The organism is Roseibium sp. RKSG952 (assembly GCF_009711355.1).
The window spans coordinates 21,483-40,623 of sequence record NZ_SMMF01000941.1 but is presented as its reverse complement, the minus strand read 5'-3'; the positions used below and the strand labels follow the sequence as shown (position 1 = coordinate 40,623).

Sequence of the window (19,141 nt, the reverse complement as noted above, 5' to 3'; positions counted from 1 at the left end):
GGGACCAAAAATGAACAACATACTCGTAACCGGCGGCGCCGGGTATATCGGATCACATGCCTGCAAGGCTCTGGCGCGCGCGGGCTATGTTCCGGTCACCTACGACAATCTCGTTACCGGATGGCAGGATTCGGTGAAATTCGGCCCGTTCGAACGCGGAGACCTGTTGGATCGTGAGCGGCTGGACGAGGTCTTTGCCAAATACAAACCGGCTGCCGTCATGCATTTTGCCGCACTCAGTCAGGTTGGCGAGGCCATGTCAAAACCGGGCAGATACTGGTCAAACAACGTCACCGGATCACTGAACTTGATCGAAGCCGCTGTTGCAGCAGATTGCTTGAATTTCGTCTTCTCCTCGACCTGTGCCACATATGGAGAGCATGACAATGTGGTTCTGGACGAGGACACGCCACAGCATCCGCTGAATGCCTATGGCGCATCAAAACGCGCGATCGAGGATATCCTGCGCGATTTCGAGGCGTCACACCGGCTGAAACACGTGATCTTTCGCTATTTCAACGTGGCTGGCGCCGATCCGGACAGCGAAGTTGGTGAATTCCACCGACCGGAAACTCATCTGGTTCCGCTCATGCTGGATGCGATCGATGGCAAACGTGATGCGCTGACCGTGAATGGCACGGATTACGATACACCGGATGGCACCTGCATTCGTGATTATGTGCATGTCTGCGATCTGGTGGACGCGCATGTTCTGGGTTTGCATTGGCTGGAACAGGATAAGGGCAGTCGAGTATTCAACCTCGGAACCGGTTCAGGGTTTTCGGTACTGGACGTGATCAGTCATTCGAAAGCGGTCACCAATCGTACGGTGCCCTATATCACCGGTCCACGTCGTGAAGGTGACTGTACCAAGCTGGTTTCGGGCTCTGCCCGTGCTGAAACCGAATTGGGCTGGCAGCCAAAAAGATCAACGTTAGAGACAATGATTGCCGACGCCTGGCGCTGGCATCAGACTGGCGACTATCAAAAATGAGCCACGCCGAGGAACAGATGCACGACACAATCGGGTGGCTGCAGATGTATCGGTTGCGCATGAAAAGACGACGGCTGCTGTGGCGATCCTTTCGCAGCCGTCACCAGTTGAACAGCCTGTTGGACAGAACCCGATTGATCGCACAGGGCGACATCCTGTCCTTCACAACCCTGCGCAATGAACTCGAGCGCCTGCCCTGGTTCTTTCGTCACTATCGCAGCCTTGGCGTTGATCACTTTCTGATGGTGGATAATGGCAGCGACGATGGAACGGTCGCGTATTTGCAGGAACAGCCGGACGTTTCCCTGTGGCAAACCGATGCCAGCTATCGCGGTTCTCGCTTTGGTCTGGACTGGCTGACTTGGCTGCAAATGCGGTACGGCCACGACCATTGGACCCTGATGGTGGATGCCGACGAATTACTGATCTACGCCCATCACGACACGAGATCACTGCAGGATCTGACGGCATGGCTTCAAAACCACGGCCATGGCGCCTTTGGTGCCTTGATGCTGGACATGTATCCCAAAGGTCACCTGGATCAGCACGAATACGATCCGCAGTCCAATCCACTGGACCTACTGAATTGGTTCGACAGCGGCCCCTATCGCGCACAGCGTCAAAACCCATTGGGAAACCTCTGGGTTCAGGGTGGAATGCGGGAGAGAGTGTTTTTTGCCGATCATCCTGATCGTTCACCGACACTCAACAAGATCCCATTGGTTCACTGGTCCAGACGCTATGCGTATGTAAATTCATGCCATTCTGCTCTGCCACGGCACTTGAATTTTGCCTATGACGGGCCCGGGAGCGACACACCCGCCGGTGTGTTGTTGCATACAAAATTCTTGCCTCAGGTCATCAAAAGCGCGGAAACCGAAAAAGAGAGGCGGCAGCATTTTCATGATCCCGACCTATTCGGGCCATACTATGATGCAATCGTCGAAGCACCCAACCTGTGGAACGCACACTCTGTCCGTTACACCGGATGGGCGCAGCTTGAGGGTCTGGGTTTGATGAATTCAAAAGGCTGGAACTGAATGGGGAACGATCCCGTTGGAAAACCCGTTTCAGGCTAACACCTTTTAAATACATTGCTTCTCAAGGTGCTAAAGTGTCATAAAACGGTAATTGCCCGGTACGATCTCGGCTCAGGCCAGCCCGGGCATGCTCGCGTCATAGAAGGTTAGGCAGTCGCGTGAGCCTTTTGGATTCTTATCGGATGAGATTGCGGCGCAAGCGCCGCCTTTTGCGCTGTGTGCGTAAACGACGCGAGTTGAAACCTTTCAAAGATAACACCGCGAACATCCAAAGCGACAGCGTTCTGTTGATGAGCGTCGTACGCAACGAGAAGATCCGGCTGCCCTATTTTCTGTCTTATTATCGTAAGCTGGGCATCGACCACTTTCTCTTTGTCGACAACAACAGCGATGATGGCACTGCTGAGTATCTGAGCGAACAGCCAGATGTCTCGCTCTGGAGAGCCAGAGCCAGCTACAAGCGCGCTTCTTTCGGTCTCGACTGGTCAAACTACCTGCTGCGCAAATACGCGCGTGATCATTGGGTTTTGACGGTCGATCCGGACGAGTTCTTCATTTACCCGTTCTGTGACACGCGCCCGATCCGGGCCCTGACCGACTGGCTGGACAGCACAGGTGTTCGCAGCTTCGGCACGATGCTGATTGACATGTATCCGGAAGGCCCGGTTCAGGAGGCGGTGTATCACGAAGGGCAGGATCCGTTTGAAATCTCTCCTTGGTTCGACTCGGGAAACTACATGATCTCCAAGAATCCGACCTACGGGAATTTGTGGATTCAAGGTGGCCCCCGCAGCCGCGTTTTCTTTCAGGACAACCCGGAAAAGGCGCCTGCACTAAACAAAATCCCGCTGGTAAAATGGGACAAGCGCTATGTCTATGTCAGCTCGACCCACTCTCTTCTGCCTCGTGGCCTGAATCAGGTTTACGACGAGTGGGGTGGCGAGAAAACCAGTGGCGCGCTGCTGCATGCTAAACTGATTGATATTCTGGGTGAAAAAGCGCGCGAGGAAATGACACGAAACCAGCACTATCGCGCGTCGGGTGAGTATCGTGCCTATCTGGAACAACTGGAAGATCAGCCGGTCTTTTGGTGCAAGTGGTCCGAAAAGTACATCAACTGGCGGCAGCTTGAGATCCTTGGTCTGATGTCAAAGGGGAACTGGGCATGAGCACCTTGGGCATCGTCATGCTGGTTCACACTGCGCTGGATCGGGCGGAACAGGTCGCCCGTCACTGGACCGCTGCGGGCTGCCCGGTGGTCATTCACGTAGACCGTAAAGTACATGAAGAGACTTTTACCAATTTCGTCTCATCCTGTTCAGATGATCCGCTGATATTGTTTAGCGAACGGCACATCTGCGAATGGGGCGGTTGGGGCATCGTTGCGGCCTCGCAATCGGCTGCGACCTTGATACTGGAACGGTTCCCCGATGTGCGCCATGTCTATTTGTCCTCGGGTTCCTGCCTGCCGTTGCGGCCAGTGCAGGAACTGGTCGACTACCTGTCCGAACGGCCGCGCGAAGACTTTATCGAGAGCGCGACCACGGCTGATGTGAGCTGGACCGTCGGTGGCCTGGATCTTGAGAGATTTACGCTGCGCTTTCCGTTTTCATGGCGAAAACACCGGAAACTGTTCGATTCCTATGTGAAACTGCAACGCCTTCTGGGTTTTCGACGCAAAATACCCGATGGGCTGGTTCCACATATGGGCAGCCAATGGTGGTGTCTGACGCGACAAACCCTCACGGCGATTCTGCAGGACCCGAAACGGAAGGTGTATGATCGTTATTTCCGGCGTGTCTGGATACCGGACGAAAGCTATTTTCAGACGCTGGCTCGCCTGTACTCGATCCATATCGAAAGCCGGTCACTGACCTTGTCCAAGTTCGACTATCAGGGCCGCCCGCATATTTTCTACGACGACCATTTGCAGTTGCTGCGCCGATCCGATTGCTTTGTTGCACGTAAAATCTGGCCTCATGCGGATCGGTTGTACCAGACATTTCTCACCGATCAGACAGAGGCAATGAAACTGGCTGAACCAAACCCCGGCAAGATTGACCGGGTTTTTGCCAAAGCGGTCGAGCGTCGAACCCGGGGTCGCGACGGCCTGTATATGCAAAGCCGTTTTCCGCGACACGGTAGTGAAAACGGCCTGACCTCGTTTCCCTATTCCGTCTTTCAGGGCTTCTCTGAACTGTTCGAGGATTTCGAATCCTGGCTCGGCAACGCGACTGGAACACGCGTCCATGGTCATTTGTTCGGACCTGAAAGAGCTGAATTTGCAGGCGGAGAAACCACAATCAACGGTGCATTGAGCGATGGTGCAAAACTGCGGGATTACAACCCGACCGCTTTTGTCTCTAACCTGATCTGGAACACACGTGGAGAGAGACAGTGCTTTCAGTTCGGCCCTGCCGACACACAAAAGATCAACTGGTTCCTTGCACGGGACAAGAACGCGCAGATATCGGTGGTCACCGGCGCTTGGGCTGTACCGCTGTTCCGCTCGAACATGAATTTTGCCGACATCAGGAATGAAGCAGCGCGTTTGCAGCAGATTGAAACCAAGCAGCTTGAGGTGCTGGATTCAGTCTGGACCAAAGCAAAAGTCCGCATCTGGACGATGGCAGAGTTCGTTGAATCTCCGATGGAGCCGCTTCAGACGGTGATTGATGAAATCGGGACCGGTCAACCGGCTCATTTGTCCGAAGCGCCAACCATGGTTGATCTGACCGGCTTCGGAAAATTCCTGCAGAATCTCAAAAATCAGGGTATGCACCCGTATCTGGTGGGTGATTTTCCGGTGGATGATGTTTTTGGTGCTCAGACCCGGCAATTCCGCAAACCATATCTGGTTCAATAGTCGGATATGGGCACAAAGTTCGACTATTTCATCGTTCTGGCTGCTATGCGTACCGGCTCGAACCTGCTGGAAGCCAACTTGAATGCACTGGACGGCGTGGCGTGCCATGGCGAGGCATTCAATCCCCATTTTATCGGACGGCTAAAATCTGATGAGTTGTTCGGGGTTTCGCTGGAGGAACGCGACAAAGACCCTATGCGTCTGCTTGATGCGATCCGGGCTGCACCGGATGCCTTGAATGGTTTTCGCTATTTTCAGGAACACGATCCACGGGTTCTGCAGCCGGCACTGGATGATCCGCGATGCGCCAAGATCATTCTGTCGCGTAACCCGCTGGATAGCTATGTGTCACTGAAGATCGCCCGCAAAACCAAGCAATGGCAGCTGACCAACATAAAGGTACGAAAAGACGCTCAGATCGAATTTGATCCGGTGGATTTTGCCAGCTACCTGGATGAGCAGCAGGAATTCAAACAGATGCTGCAGAACCATCTGCAGAAGACCGGCCAAACAGCATTTTATATTAATTATGATGATCTGAACCTGTTAGAGGTTCTGAATGGTCTGGCCGCATGGCTGGGAGTTGGATCCCGACTGGATGCACTTGATGACAGGCTGAAGCCTCAGAATCCTGCTCCGGCCCTGTCAAAGGTGACAAATCCGGCTGAGATGGAAAATGCGCTGTCAAAAATCGACAGCTTCAATCTGCATCGAGTTCCAAATTTTGAGCCGCGCCGCGGACCAGCGGTCTCGCGGTACATTGCAGCCCTAAAAACGCCATTGATGTATCTGCCGATCCGCGGCGGACCAGAAACTGTTGTTGCACAATGGCTGGCTGATCTGGATACCGTGGATGCGCGGGACCTGTTGACCGATCGTAACCGCAAGCAGATGCGCCAATGGATGCAAACCAATCCAGGGCATCGCAAGTTCACGGTGCTAAGGCATCCGATGGCGCGCGCGCATTCGGTGTTTTGCAGTCACATCCTCAACAAAGGCCCGGGCGCATATCTCAACATCCGCAACATGCTGCGGAACAAGTACAAGATTCCCTTTCCCGGTCAGGTTCGAAAAAATAACTATTCAAAAGAACAGCATTATGAGGCGTTCTCAGCCTTTCTGGTCTTTCTGCGCCATATTCTGGCAGGCCAGACACCCATCCGCGTCGACGGTCTGTGGTGCAGTCAGGCAAGCACGCTTGAGGGGATGTCTGTTTTTGCCATGCCCGACTTCATTCTGCGAGAAGAAGAAATCGAAACCGCACTACCCGAGTTGGCCCGTAAGGTTGGGCACACAAACCCGCCAAAACTTGCCACTTCAGAAGCGGACGTTCCGTTCTTGCTGTCTGATATCTATGATGCTGAGCTTGAGGCGCTGGCGGCCGAAACCTACCAGCGCGACTACGTGCTCTTTGGGTTCAAGGACTGGAAGCCGCTGTGAGCCGGTTCAGGGCCGTAGCGTGATCAGCGTACCTTCGTTGACCATCGCATAGATCTCTTCGATCTCTTCATTCTTGACCGCGATGCAACCAGCTGTCCAATCAGGTGTCTTCCTTGCTCGCTTGAACTCGGAACGAAGATTGGGTTGCCCGTGGATAAAAATATCTCCACCCGGATCAACGCCTGCGGCCTTGGCTTGAGCGATATCTTTCGAGTCAGGATAGGAAATGCCTAGCGACAGATGATACCGGCTGCGTGGGTTTCGGCGGTCGATCAGATACGACCCTTCCGGTGTACGGCCATCCCCACGCTTGAACTTGGTGCCGCTCGGCGCAAACCCAAGATCCACGTCATACTCCTTCAGAACCTGTTCATGGTGCAAAAGATAGAGTTTGCGTGCACCCTTGTTGACGACCAGCGACGTCACCTCGGGTCCGTTGTAGGAAAGAAATCTGGGGCCTGCTGATGCGCATGCTGAAAGGCTCAGCGTTGCCATTGCCCCCAAACCAAATGCTCGACGATCCATATTTTCACTGCCTGCTGCTTTTTTTTGGCTATTATGCCAAAAAAGCTAAAAACTGAAATCACTTTTTGCTGTTTGACTGCGCAATCAGGTGTTTCTCGATGATCTCAAGCCGTTCCAGCACCTCATCGCGATAGGCATCGGTCTTTTCACCATCCTCGGCATGATGGGCGTCCTGCATCGAATTCACGATAAGACCAACCAGAAGGTTCACCACCGCAAAGGTCGTCACCATGATGAACGGAACAAAGAACATCCATGCATAGGGGTACACTTCCATCACGGGGCGCACGATACCCATCGACCAGCTTTCCAGCGTCATGATCTGGAACAAGGTATAGGCAGACAGACCGAGATCACCGAACCATTCCGGAAAGGACTGTGAGAACAGCTTGGTCGCGATCACCGCGCCGATGTAGAAAAGGATGGCCATCAAAAGGAAAACGCTGGCCATGCCGGGCAGTGCCGAGATGAACCCTTCGACCACGCGACGCAGGCGTGGCGCCACCGAGATCACGCGCAGGACCCGCAAAATCCGCAGTGCACGCAAGACCGACAAGCCGCCAGCGCCCGGCACAAGAGCGATACCGACGATCACAAAATCAAAGACATTCCAGCCATTGCTGAAAAAACGACGCCCGGTCGAAATCAGCTTCATCGCGATTTCAGCCACAAAGATAGTAAGGCAGACGCTGTCCAGAAAAACGATCACTGGGCCAGCCTTGTCCATGAGACTGGGAGAGGTTTCCATACCCAGCAGGACGGCGTTGATCAGGATCACACCGGTGATGAATTGCGAAAAACCAGCGCTTTCGACAAAGCCCTGCAAACGCTGCCTGATCCCCATTTGGGCGCTCTCCTGTTGATTCATGATTTTTTCGACATGTTGAAATAGCCTACGAGTTCGGTGTGTGACGACCACCGAAATTGGTCAACCACCTGCACCCATTCAAGGGTGTAACCGGCCTGAGCCAGAATTTTTGCGTCACGCGCAAAGCTGACCGGATTGCACGATACATAGGCGATGAGAGGGCGTTTGGCCTGCACCAGCTCTTGAACCTGCGCTTCGGCACCGGCACGTGGTGGATCCAGAACAACTGCGTCAAAGGACTTCAGTTCATCAGGCATCAGGGGACGGCGAAACAGATCGCGCGCCTCGGTTGTCACTTTCTTGAGACCTTCCGCCTTGCGCCATGCCTGATCCAGCGCACGGGTCATGGCCGCTTCACCCTCGACCGCATGGACCTCGGATCCTTCGGCCAGTGGAAGCGAGAAGGTACCACTACCGGCAAACAGATCGACAACCTGTTTAGATGATCCGACAATTTCCAGAACAGCCTGTGTCAGAGCCTGTTCTCCATCTTTTGTCGCCTGCAGAAATGCGCCGGGAGGTGGAACAACCTGCGCTTTGCCAAACCGCTGTACTGGCGGTTGGCGCATTGCGATCACCTCATCATCCCAAGTCAGGCGAGCCAGCCCATGTTGTTCCGTCGCTTGCGCCAGCGCCAGCTCCAACGGCCCATCCAGCGGCTTGCCACCTTTGACCGACACATCAAGACCCGCCTCGGACAGGGTCAGGGTCACGGCAAGAACACCCTTACGGCTGCCACCCAGCACTGCCAACGCCTCGGCAACGGGAATGGCGGCTATCAGCGCTGGGTCCAGCAGGTGACAGTCAGGGATTTCGGTGATCGTGTCAGACGCACGACCGTGAAAGCCAGCCAGAGTGCCCTTTTTCGTGCGCCTTACAGCAACGGTTGCACGGCGGCGGGAGCGTTCAGGTGAGGTATGGATCGGACGCATCGGTGCCTCCAACCCTTGTGCTGCGAGCGCTGTCCGCACCACTTCAACTTTCCAGTCAGCAACGAACGTGTCTGATGCGTGCTGCAACTGGCACCCGCCACAGGCTTTGTAATGGCGGCAGGGTGCCTTGACCCGGTCATCTGATGGCGTGTTGACGCGAATATCATTCAGCAGGGTGCCAACAAGCGTGCCGCTGACCACCTCGCCCGGAAGGGTTCGAGGGGCGTAAACTGGGCCATCGGCGATACCGTCGCCCTGATGACCAAGGCGGAGAATGGTGTAATCCTGCGTCATGGGGGGCCTGATAGCCGGGCTTACGCTGTAAAAGAACCCCTATTCCGCAGCTTCGGTCTGAATGAAGCCGCCGGACTGGCGATGCCAGAACCGCGCATAAAGCCCGCCCTGTGCCAGCAGAGTGTCGTGTGCACCGTCCTCGACGATGTGGCCTTGATCTAAAACGATGATCCGATCCATTTCGCTGAGCGTCGACAAGCGGTGTGCAATAGCAAGAACCGTTTTGCCTTCCATCACGCGATGCAGGGCGGTCTGGATGGACGCCTCAACTTCTGAATCAAGGGCTGAGGTTGCCTCGTCCAATACAAGGATCGGCGCATCCTTGAGGATTGCGCGGGCCAATGCGATCCTCTGACGCTGTCCTCCGCTCAGCTTCACACCTCGCTCACCCAGATGGGCGTCATACCCTGTCCGGCCCTGAGCATCCTGCAGGCCCAGAATAAACTCATGCGCTTCGGCCTTGTGTGCGGCCGCGATCATTTCTTCTTCCGTCGCATCCGGGCGTCCATACAGGATGTTTTCGCGCGCCGAGCGATTGAACATGGCAGTTTCCTGCGTGACCATGCCGATATGACGGCGCAGGCTGTCCTGGGTCACCTGTGAGATATCCTGACCATCAATCAATATCGCACCGTTTTCCCTGTCATAGAGCCGCAATAGAAGAGAAACCAGGGTCGACTTACCTGCACCAGAAGCCCCGACGATACCCAGCTTTTCGCCGGGCTGTACCGTCAGATCCAGATCTGTTACACCCCCGATATTCCGACCATAGGCAAAGCTGACGTCATCGAACCTGATCCCGCCTTCGGCAACTTTCAGATCAACAGCGCGCGCCGCATCCTCAACGCGGTTTCGCTTGGCCAGAGTGTTCATGCCATTTTCGATCTCGCCAACATTGGCATAAAGGCCCATCAGCGTGAAACTGACCCAACCGGTCATCTGAGCGATGCGAATGGACACAGCGCCGGCAGCAACGATGTCGCCGGTCGTTGCACTGCCGCCCTGCCACAACAGCACCGTGGCACCCAACAACAACACAGGCAGAACCCCGGCAAGCGTCATCAGGATAAAGCGGAAGCTCGCTGACAACTTTCCGAAATCCAGCGATCTTTCCCGCAATTCGACCATTGCGTTACGGGCGGCGTGATCTTCGAACTCGGAGTGCGCAAACAGTTTGACGGTTTTGATATTGGTTATGGTATCAACCACCTGCCCCGACACCATTGCCCGCGCCCCTGCGCGCGCGGCCGAGCGTTTGCGGATACGTGGCAGATACCAGCGGATCAGCCAGAAATAGATGGCAAGCCAAGCCGCGAACGGAACCATAACCAGCGGATGAATAGACCCTAACAAAAGCAATGAACCGACAAGCGACGCCAAGGCAAAGACAATCGCGCTGATGGTTTCCGACACGACTGACGCCATCGCATTCGAGGTCTGCATCTGCTTTTGGGCAATCCGGCCCGCGAAATCGTCATCGAAATAAGTCACCGACTGGCCCAGCGTCCAGCGATTGAGCTTGGCCAGAACCAACGGCGTGATGTTCGGCATCACGATGTAGTTATTCGATAGCGATGAGAGCCCGAACAGGATCGGGCGGATCAGCATGAAAAACGCGATCGCCCCGATGATCATCCAGGCATTTCGGGCGGATAAAAACTCTTCTGGTCCGCTTGCGGTTGCCACATCGATAACATGGCCAAGGATCCATGCCGTTCCGGCCTCCATCGCGCCTGCGGTGGCGGAAAAGAAGGCGGCGACAAACAACATCGGCCATGCGCCGGACAGGCACCAGCGAATAAACGCCCCCAACGTCTGCGGTGGGGGCGTTTCGGTGTCCGTGAACGGATAAATCAGATCTGCGATTCTCATTCAGCGGCCTCCGGGTTCATGAAGCCGCCAGATTGCCGCGCCCAGAACTGAGCGTAAAGACCACCGTGCGACAACAATTCCGCATGGGCGCCTTCTTCGACGATCCGACCACCATCCATCACCAGAATCCGGTCCATCTGAGCAATGGTACTCAGCCGGTGCGCAATCGCGATCACGGTCTTGCCTTGCATCATGCCGTAGAGGGTCTCCTGAATCGATGCTTCGACCTCGGAATCTAGCGCAGATGTCGCCTCGTCCAGCAAAAGGATGGGTGCGTCTTTCAGGATCACCCGCGCAAGCGTCACACGCTGGCGCTGACCACCGCTGAGTTTGACACCCCGCTCACCCACATGCGCGTCATATCCTGTCCGGCCTTGCGGGTCCTGAAGGTCCAGAATGAACTCATGCGCTTCGGCTTGCTTGGCGGCGGCAATCATCTGCTCTTCGGTCGCATCGGGGCGACCGTACAGGATATTGTCGCGCACCGACCGATGCAGCAACGCGCTGTCCTGTTGAACCATCCCGATCCGCTGACGCAGACTGTCCTGGGTGACAGAACTGATGTCCTGGCCATCGATCAGGATTGCACCGCGTTCGACGTCGTAAAACCGCAAAAGCAACTTTACCAGAGTCGATTTCCCGGCACCGGAACGCCCGATCAGACCGATCTTTTCACCTGGCTGGATGGTCAGGTTGATATGGTCCAGACCACCCGTTTCACGACCGTAGTGGTGAGACAGATCGCGAATTTCAATCTCGCCCGAAGTCAGCTGCAAGGGCCGTGCGCCTTTGACATCCAACAGATCAACAGGCTGCGCGATGGTTTCCATTCCCTCGGCGACAACACCCAGTTGGCGGAAAAAGCTGGTCAGCGCCCACATGATCCATCCGGTCATCGCATTAAGCCGCAGCGTCAGGGCAGTTGCAGCTGCAACAACGCCAACCGATGCACTGCCTTGCATCCACAAGGCAATCGCCCAACCGACAACACCGATGATCAACAGTCCGTTCAACGTGACCAGAACTGCGTCCATGATGGTGAAGATGCGCATCTCGACCTGAAATGTGCGGCGCGTTGCCTCGATAGCCTCGCGAGCATAGTCCAGTTCCTGATCCGCATGGGCAAACATCTTGACCGAATGGATATTGGTATAGCTGTCCACCACACGCCCGGTCACCGTGGAACGCGCATCAGATGCGGCTTGCGAAGCCGGGCCAACCCGCCGCACCGTCCAGCGCACCAGCAGCCCATAGAGCACAAGCCAGATCAACAGCGGCACCAACAACCGAGGATCAGCCGCCATCAATAGAATGGCCGCACCGATCAGATAGGCCAGCGAGAAGGAAATCGCGTCAAAGACCTGAAAGATCACCTCCCCCGCAGCGGGCGGTGTCTGCATGATCCGGTTTGCGATACGTCCGGCAAAGTCATTCTCGAACCAGCCAACCGACTGGCGCAGAACGTGTTTGTGCGCGCGCCAGCGGATCAGCGTCCCAAAGTTCGGCAAGATCGCGTTGTTCAGCAACAGCACATCAATCACGTGCAGCGCGGGCCGCAATAGCAGAACAAAGGCTGCCATCAGCAGCAGTTCTGTGCCGTGCGCCTGCCAGACTTCGGTCGGTGAACCCGACAGCAGGTCGACGACGCGGCCCATATAATAGATCAAGCCGATCTCGACCCCAGCCACGATGATTGACAGAAGTGCAGCCCAGACAAACACGCGCACGAATGGGCGCGAGTAGTCCAGCATGAAGGGCCACAGCCGCGTTGGTGGCGTGTCTACTTCGTCATAAGCGACAAAAGGGTCTACGAGGTTTTCGAAATAGCGAAACATGGAGATTGCTCCGATTGAGCGAGTCAAAATAAGTCATGCGAAAGAAGATGGCGTCAGAACACCACCCCAACGGGTAAAGTGTTCCAGCCTTAGCCGAACCAGATCCCGTAATACATTCGCATTCCTCCATCCATGTGACACGCGCACCCTAGCCACAAATGATCCGCTTTGTCATCCCCTTTTGAGACTTCATTTTATTCCGCCAGCAATTCATCGCGGTCCAAAAGGAAACCCGACGCAATCCAGCGCGCCTCAAGTTCGGCCAGTTTTTTGCCCAGCGCCGGACCGCTGTATTTGGGAATGAGATCATTTGCATTGATCGGAAAGCTGGCCGCAGCCCCTTTTTCAAGGGCAATGGCAAGATCATCGGTCCAGGGTTGTTCAAGAAACGCGCAACGCAGAAGCGTTTCGTGCAGCCCCCCTGTTGAACCATATCGAAAGCCAAGTTCAGCAACACCTGCGGTTCCCATGGCCTCGTCCCGCATACGAGTCAGGCGTTGCAGTTGAGCTTTGCTGAGGCGCAGAGTTCGGGCAACTACCGGTGGCGCGATTGCAGCCAATCGGCGAATCGGGTCGGGGGGTGCTCCCGCATCCTCTTCAAGTTTCACAAGAATTGGCAGGGCCTTGTCGTCAGCACCGGGCAGAATCCGGGCCAAAATGCCTGCACTTCGCATCGCAGCCACCGAAGGCGCGGGATCGGGTGCACCAAGCAGCTTCAGCATTTCAGCCCCAACCCTTTCGCGTGAGAGTTTCTCGAGACCCTCGAGGTGCGAGGCGATCGCAGACAGTGCCTCGGGGTCAAACCCGGCATCTGCATCGCCGTACCAAGCATGAAACCGAAAATACCGCAGTGACCGTAGATAATCCTCTTTGATCCGGTCCTCTGCATTCCCGATGAACCTGACGCGGCGCGCCCGTAAATCGGGCAGACCATCCAGTGGATCCAGAATGGTACCATCCGGCCGCGCATAAAGTGCGTTCATTGTGAAATCGCGCCGGGCGGCATCTTCTTCGACTGCGTCCGAATACGCAACGACCGCGCGCCGCCCATCGGTTTCGACATCGCGTCGGAAAGTCGTCACTTCGTGCGGGATACCACCGCTAACCACTGTAATTGTGCCGTGATCGATACCAGTCGGGATGGCTTTCAGACCAGCCTTACTGGTCAACTCCAGCACCCGTTCGGGATGCGCGTCCGTGGCTATGTCAATGTCGGAAACCGGGGCATTCAAAAGCGCGTTGCGCACACACCCACCCACGAACAAGGCCTGCGCACCGGCGTTGGTCAAAGCCGAGCATACATCCTGTGTTGCTTCAACTCTGATCCAGTCTTCTGTGATCTGCGTCATTCACTCACTCGCGCCGCCAAACCCCGAAGCATCCGTGCCGTTGCACCCCAAATGTAATAGGGGCCGTAAGGCACAGCGAAATAGTACCGTCTTTGGCCGCGCCAACGACGCGACTCGACGACATAATTCGCCGGGTTCAGAACATGCGCAAGCGGAACTGAAAAGACTTCTTCCACTTCTCCGGGTTCCGGGATTGGATCAAAACCATTCTCTAACACCGCCACGACAGGTGTCACGGTAAAGGACGTTACGGTTTCATGGGTTGGCAAGTGGCCTAGAATTCGCGGCAGATCTGGCGGTAAACCAATCTCTTCCTGCGCTTCACGTAAGGCTGTTGCAGTGACATCTGCATCGCCTTCGTCCTGTTTTCCACCGGGAAAAGCAATCTGGCCCGGGTGATGTTTCAGGGCCGACGAGCGCTTGGTCAGGATCAGGCGCGGTGTTTCACCGGACAACAATACCGGAACCAGAACACCAGCGGGGCGCAGCTTGCGTCCCGCTGGCAAAACGGTTTCAGGATTCAGATCAAAGTCGCTCGACCCGTCACCGGGGCGGCTCAGCGCCGCCGTCAGTTGCGAAATCGGATCAGGCACGATCCGCATCTTCGGCGTCGAAGCCAACTGTGCTTGGATCCAACACGTAATGGGCACCGCAGAACTGACAATCGGCAGTCACGGTTCCTTCGTCAGTGGTCATCTTGGCAATGTCCCGTGCCGAATAGATCGACAGGCTTTGGCGCACGCGATCTTCGGAACAGGTGCAGCCGAACTTGACCATCTGCGCATCATAGACACGCGGCTGTTCCTCGTGAAACAGTCGGATCAACAAGTCAGTTGGTGCAATCGATGGCCCGATCAGCTCGAGGTCATCGACCGTATCGAGCAGGATGTTGACCCGGCCCCAATTTTCACCTTCATCGCCATCAACCAGATCCGAAGCCGAGAGTATCTCGCCACTACCTTCCCCAGATGCCACAAACGGGGACGCTTTGGGCATGTGCTGCAGCATGATGCCCCCGGCGCGCCAATGTTCACCCACGCCAGGCTCGGTCGATTTGCCAAAGCTCAGCGAAAAGCGGGTTGGCAGCTGCTCGGACTGCGCAAAATAGGCCTCGGCACAGGCGCGAAGTGAACCGCCCGCCAGCGGAGTGATCCCTTGATAGGGTTGGGTTCCCTCACCCTGGTCGATCATGATCGCAAAATACCCTTCGCCCACCTGGTCAAAGGGTGCGCCATCGGTCAGGCGATCCCGATCAAAGCTGGCATAGGCACGGATCTGTGCGGGCTCTCCGTCTTTCTGCGGCGCATAGTAGTCGGTCGCAATCATGCGTACCGCGCCCTTGGACTGAACCTGAAGGGACAGCTTCCAGCGCAGCGCAACGGTCTGGCCGATCAATGCGGTCAGCAGGGCCATCTCGGCCACCAGGGCTTCGACCTGTTCCGGATAGTCGTGCTGTTTCAGGATGCCGTCCAGCACCCCGTCTAAACGCGCCACACGGCCACGCATATCCGATACATCAAGTTGAAAGGGCAGGACGGTATCGTCCCACGCGATTTTCGTTCCAAGAGACATGGGGTTTCCTTACACGCCACAGGTTGGCATACCGCCACCATATAGGTCGAACAAACCGGGTTGAAAGGGGCCATACATGATCAGAAGGTTCGGTGAAACCCCGGAACCGGGGCGACGGTACATTCGGAGGCCCGGAGTGTATGCTTTGTTACCGCGAGGCAGCTCATTGCTCGTAACCTGGTATGATGACGGTCTGAACCCGGAACTCCAGCTTCCCGGCGGGGGAATTGACCCGGGTGAATCTCCAATAACGGCCCTTCACCGAGAGGTTTTTGAAGAGACCGGCTGGCTAATAACAGCACCGCGACGTGTGGGTGCATTTCGGCGTTTCACCTATATGCCGGAATACGATCTTTGGGCCGAGAAAGTCTGCTATATATACCGCGCGCGGCCAGTCCGCCCAATGGGACCGCCCTCCGAAGAATTCCACGAGGCCGTTTGGATGGACACGTCAGACGCCACCAGAATGCTGGGCAATGAAGGTGACCGCCACTTTGCCATACGTCATATGCAAGGGCTTTAGGACTGATTGTATTCGAAGAAGACGGCTGAAACATCGTCTCCCATACCATCATCAGGCGACATGACCTGCGTTAATCGCCAGAACATGTCGTCCAGAAAATCCGAGCCGCCGCCATCGGAAAGACAGTCCTGCGCCATGGCCTGAAGACCTTCTTCATCCAGAAGGCTGCCGTCCGCCAACCGACACTCGGTAAATCCATCTGAATGGAGCAACAACTTGTCACCCGGCTTCATGTAGACATCCGTTTGCTGAAAAACCGCGTTTTCAATCAGACCGATAGGCAGACCACCTGTGCCCAGAAATTCGGTACTGCCATCCTTGCGCAGCAGCAGTGGATGCGGATGCCCGGCCTGAACCATTTTGAGGTGACCGTTGCGCAAATCGACGATGGCGTAGACCATCGTAAAATACTCTTCGATCCCGGCATCGGCCATCAGGCGCGAGTTAAGTGTCGCGGCAACATTCTCGGGCGGCAACAGTGCATAGAATTTATCAAATCGCTGCTCCATCGCGACATTCTGATCGAAATGCTTGCTGGAAAGATAGCTGCCCAAGCGCGCCGTCATCATGGCCGACGTAATACCGTGACCCGAAACATCGATGCTATAAAATCCCAGACGGTTTGGACCGGGCGAGAACATACCGACCAGATCACCGCCAATATGGCCACAGGGCTTCAGCAACATACTGACCCGCGAGTTCCCGAAGTCGCGCCGAAGCTCGGGCACCAGTGAATCCTGAATTTTACGCGCCTGCATCAGATCCTTGTCGATGGCATCATGGGCCAACCGCAACTCCTCAAAGGCGCTTTCGATCAGCCGGTTCTTGTCAGAGAGTTCGCGCTGCATATCCAAAATGCGGGCGCCTGCGGAAATCCGGGCCCGCAATTCATCCGCCTCTAACGGTTTGATCAGGAAATCATCTGCGCCTGCATCAAGGCCCCGTGCGACCTCCTGCTTTTCGCTCTTGGAAGTGAGAAGAATGAAGTATGTGTACTGATCCATTTCCAGCGCACGGAAAGCCCGACAAAATTCAAGCCCACCCATGCCAGGCATCACCCAGTCGCTGAGAACCAGATCTGGTGGATCAACCTTACACAACGCGATCGCATCTTCGCCGTTGTCAGCCTCGACAACCTCAAAACCCCACTTTTTAAGCGAGGCCACAAGAATTCTTCGTTGAAGGCGGCTGTCATCAACAACCAGCACCTTCTGGATTGCACCAAATTTCGGTTTGCCCACAGTGTCTGTCTTACTGGCTGGCGTCACCTTTTACCCCACGCATTCCCTGAAACCGAGATGTGGAGAAGCTAAAATCTGCAGCTTAAAATTGAGTGAAAGCGGGTTGGCTACTTCGCATGAGCGATTTTAATCAGCTGTTTACGCGTTACGCCCTATCAGAGAGGTAAGCAGGTCCAGACGGAGGGCATGATGATACATTGGCCCCGGGTAAATCAGCTGCGCGATGAAGTGGGCGCGGATGAGTTTGATGAGGTTGTCCAGATTTTCATGGACGAGGTGCAGGAAGTGATCTCGAAACTGCGTGAGGACACCTCCAGAACCGAGATTGAGCAGAACCTGCATTTCCTCAAAGGCAGCGCACTGAGCCTGGGTTTCGACAGATTTTCAAAGCTCTGTCAGGACGGGGAAAGAAAAGCCGCGGCCGGAGAAGGTTCTGACGTCAACCTTGCCGAAATCTATTCTGAGTTTGACCAGTCCAGATCCGTGTTCGAGGCAGGTCTGGCAGATAATCTGAAGTGAATCAGATTACGAACTGGGCAAGCGTCTCATCCTCGGTGATATCCGTGTAAGTGAATCCGGCCTCATCCAGATGAGCAAACAGGCGCATGAAATTCTCGGGTTTGCGGGTTTCGATTCCGATTAGGACCGAACCAAAATTGCGTGCCGATTTCTTCATATATTCGAAGCGGGCAATGTCATCTTCCGGCCCGAGTATGCCGAGAAATTCCTTCAACGCGCCTGGACGCTGCGGCAGACGTAAGATGAAGTATTTCTTCACACCGGAATAACGCTGCGCCCGCTCTTTGACCTCGGGCAAACGCTCAAAATCAAAGTTCCCGCCCGAGGTCACACAGATAACCGTTTTGCCGCGAACAAAACTCTGAACGTCACCTATCGCTTCGACAGCCAAAGCGCCTGCTGGTTCTAAAACGATGCCCTCGACATTGAGCATCTCGATCATGGTTGCGCAGATGCGATCCTCGGACATGACCAAAACGTCTGAGAGGTGTCGTGAACGCAAAAGCTCAAATGGCTTCGCGCCAATGCGACCGACAGCAGCGCCATCTACAAAGGTATCCACGTGATCCAAGGCAACGGGATGACCTGCCGCAAGCGCAGCACGCAGACACGCCCCACCTGCGGGTTCGACAAACAGGCAGTGCGAGCGATCCCCGAACCATGTCGCAACACCAGAGGACATGCCGCCCCCACCTACCGGTAGGATCACGTGATCCGGGACAGCACCCAACTGGGCTTCGATCTCAACCGCCAGCGAAGCCTGGCCCTCAATCACGTCATCATCGTCAAAAGGTGACAGGAAATGCCCGCCCTGCTGCGCACACCAGCTTTGCGCGGCCGCCAGCGTGTCATCAAAATAGTCGCCGGTCAGATGAATTTCGATGTTATCCCCGCCGAATATCCGGGTCTTCTGGATTTTCTGCTGCGGGGTCGTCACCGGCATGAAGATCACGCCCTTCACGCCCAGATGCTTACACATATAGGCCACGCCCTGCGCATGATTGCCTGCGCTGGCACACACAAACAATTCCTGACCCTGCTGCTTACGCATGGCATTAAACGCGCCGCGGATTTTGTAGGACCGCACCGGGCTGAGGTCCTCGCGCTTGAGCCAGATATCAGCCCCGTAGCGATCGGACAGATGAGCATTCCGCTGCAGTGGCGTTGCAGGAAACACAGTGCGCATCGCCTGTTCGGCAGCGCGGGCGCGGGTCATGAAATCGGTCATATCGGTCTCAGTGTCGTATCGCTGCCCAAAGGGCAAGGAATAC

At 55.6% G+C, this 19,141-nt stretch carries 17 protein-coding genes; 7 read left to right on the top strand and 10 right to left on the bottom strand.

The window, feature by feature from the left end; all coding sequences use genetic code 11:
* The first annotated feature begins 10 nt into the window (after positions 1-10).
* From galE to E1297_RS28405, 5 genes are all read left to right on the top strand, one after another.
* The gene (gene galE / locus E1297_RS28425; RefSeq protein WP_155144204.1) at positions 11-994 is read left to right on the top strand and encodes a UDP-glucose 4-epimerase GalE; all 984 of its coding nucleotides are present in this window, start codon (positions 11-13) and stop codon (positions 992-994) included.
* The gene (locus E1297_RS28420) at positions 991-2,034 is read left to right on the top strand and encodes a glycosyltransferase family 2 protein (protein WP_196223425.1); all 1,044 of its coding nucleotides are present in this window, start codon (positions 991-993) and stop codon (positions 2,032-2,034) included. The genes galE and E1297_RS28420 overlap by 4 nt, the downstream gene beginning before the upstream one ends.
* 290 nt (positions 2,035-2,324) lie before the next feature.
* A complete protein-coding gene (locus E1297_RS28415; RefSeq protein ID WP_209016039.1) occupies positions 2,325-3,203 on the top strand; it encodes a glycosyltransferase family 2 protein in 879 nt (292 codons plus the stop codon).
* Positions 3,200-4,900, top strand: a complete 1,701-nt coding sequence (locus E1297_RS28410) for a beta-1,6-N-acetylglucosaminyltransferase (protein ID WP_155144200.1) — start codon at positions 3,200-3,202, stop codon at positions 4,898-4,900. The genes E1297_RS28415 and E1297_RS28410 overlap by 4 nt, the downstream gene beginning before the upstream one ends.
* A 6-nt stretch (positions 4,901-4,906) precedes the next feature.
* Positions 4,907-6,340, top strand: coding sequence for a sulfotransferase family 2 domain-containing protein (locus tag E1297_RS28405; protein WP_155144198.1), 1,434 nt, complete (start codon positions 4,907-4,909; stop codon positions 6,338-6,340).
* A 6-nt stretch (positions 6,341-6,346) separates the two neighbouring features.
* On the opposite strand, the gene E1297_RS28400 is transcribed toward E1297_RS28405, so the two are convergent.
* From E1297_RS28400 to E1297_RS28365, 8 genes are all read right to left on the bottom strand, one after another.
* Entirely contained in the window at positions 6,347-6,865 is a 519-nt protein-coding gene (locus E1297_RS28400) for a murein L,D-transpeptidase family protein (RefSeq protein WP_155144196.1), read from the bottom strand.
* A gap of 58 nt (positions 6,866-6,923) precedes the next feature.
* Positions 6,924-7,709 carry an ion transporter gene (locus tag E1297_RS28395; RefSeq protein ID WP_155144194.1) on the bottom strand — a complete coding sequence of 262 codons (786 nt, stop codon included), beginning with the start codon at positions 7,707-7,709 and terminating at the stop codon, positions 6,924-6,926.
* 20 nt (positions 7,710-7,729) lie between these two features.
* Positions 7,730-8,959 (bottom strand): class I SAM-dependent RNA methyltransferase, encoded by a 1,230-nt coding sequence (locus E1297_RS28390; RefSeq protein WP_155144192.1) that lies wholly within the window; start codon positions 8,957-8,959, stop codon positions 7,730-7,732.
* Positions 8,960-8,998: 39 nt separating this feature from the next.
* Complete coding sequence (locus E1297_RS28385) at positions 8,999-10,831, bottom strand: ABC transporter ATP-binding protein (RefSeq protein ID WP_155144190.1); 1,833 nt, start codon at positions 10,829-10,831, stop codon at positions 8,999-9,001.
* Positions 10,828-12,666, bottom strand: coding sequence for an ABC transporter ATP-binding protein (locus E1297_RS28380; protein WP_155144188.1), 1,839 nt, complete (start codon positions 12,664-12,666; stop codon positions 10,828-10,830). The genes E1297_RS28385 and E1297_RS28380 overlap by 4 nt, the downstream gene beginning before the upstream one ends.
* 194 nt (positions 12,667-12,860) lie before the next feature.
* Positions 12,861-14,015, bottom strand: a complete 1,155-nt coding sequence (locus E1297_RS28375; RefSeq protein ID WP_155144186.1) for a CCA tRNA nucleotidyltransferase — start codon at positions 14,013-14,015, stop codon at positions 12,861-12,863.
* Entirely contained in the window at positions 14,012-14,608 is a 597-nt protein-coding gene (locus E1297_RS28370; RefSeq protein WP_209016038.1) for a CoA pyrophosphatase, read from the bottom strand. Before E1297_RS28370 ends, E1297_RS28375 begins: the two co-directional genes overlap by 4 nt.
* Positions 14,601-15,587, bottom strand: coding sequence for an Hsp33 family molecular chaperone HslO (locus E1297_RS28365; protein ID WP_155144184.1), 987 nt, complete (start codon positions 15,585-15,587; stop codon positions 14,601-14,603). Before E1297_RS28365 ends, E1297_RS28370 begins: the two co-directional genes overlap by 8 nt.
* A gap of 76 nt (positions 15,588-15,663) precedes the next feature.
* On the opposite strand from E1297_RS28365, the gene E1297_RS28360 reads away from it, so the two are divergent.
* Complete coding sequence (locus E1297_RS28360; protein ID WP_155144182.1) at positions 15,664-16,110, top strand: NUDIX hydrolase; 447 nt, start codon at positions 15,664-15,666, stop codon at positions 16,108-16,110.
* Here E1297_RS28360 and E1297_RS28355 read toward each other — a convergent pair.
* The gene (locus E1297_RS28355; RefSeq protein ID WP_209016037.1) at positions 16,107-17,351 is read right to left on the bottom strand and encodes a SpoIIE family protein phosphatase; all 1,245 of its coding nucleotides are present in this window, start codon (positions 17,349-17,351) and stop codon (positions 16,107-16,109) included. The genes E1297_RS28360 and E1297_RS28355 overlap by 4 nt on opposite strands.
* Positions 17,352-17,540: 189 nt before the next feature.
* Between E1297_RS28355 and E1297_RS28350 the strand changes: the two genes are divergently transcribed.
* Positions 17,541-17,870: an Hpt domain-containing protein gene (locus tag E1297_RS28350; protein ID WP_155144181.1), complete on the top strand. Its 330-nt coding sequence runs from the start codon at positions 17,541-17,543 to the stop codon at positions 17,868-17,870.
* A 1-nt stretch (position 17,871) separates the two neighbouring features.
* Here E1297_RS28350 and ilvA read toward each other — a convergent pair whose 3' ends face one another.
* On the bottom strand, positions 17,872-19,098 hold the full coding sequence (ilvA, locus tag E1297_RS28345) for a threonine ammonia-lyase IlvA (protein ID WP_155144179.1): 1,227 nt from the start codon (positions 19,096-19,098) through the stop codon (positions 17,872-17,874).
* Between the last annotated feature and the right edge of the window lie 43 nt (positions 19,099-19,141).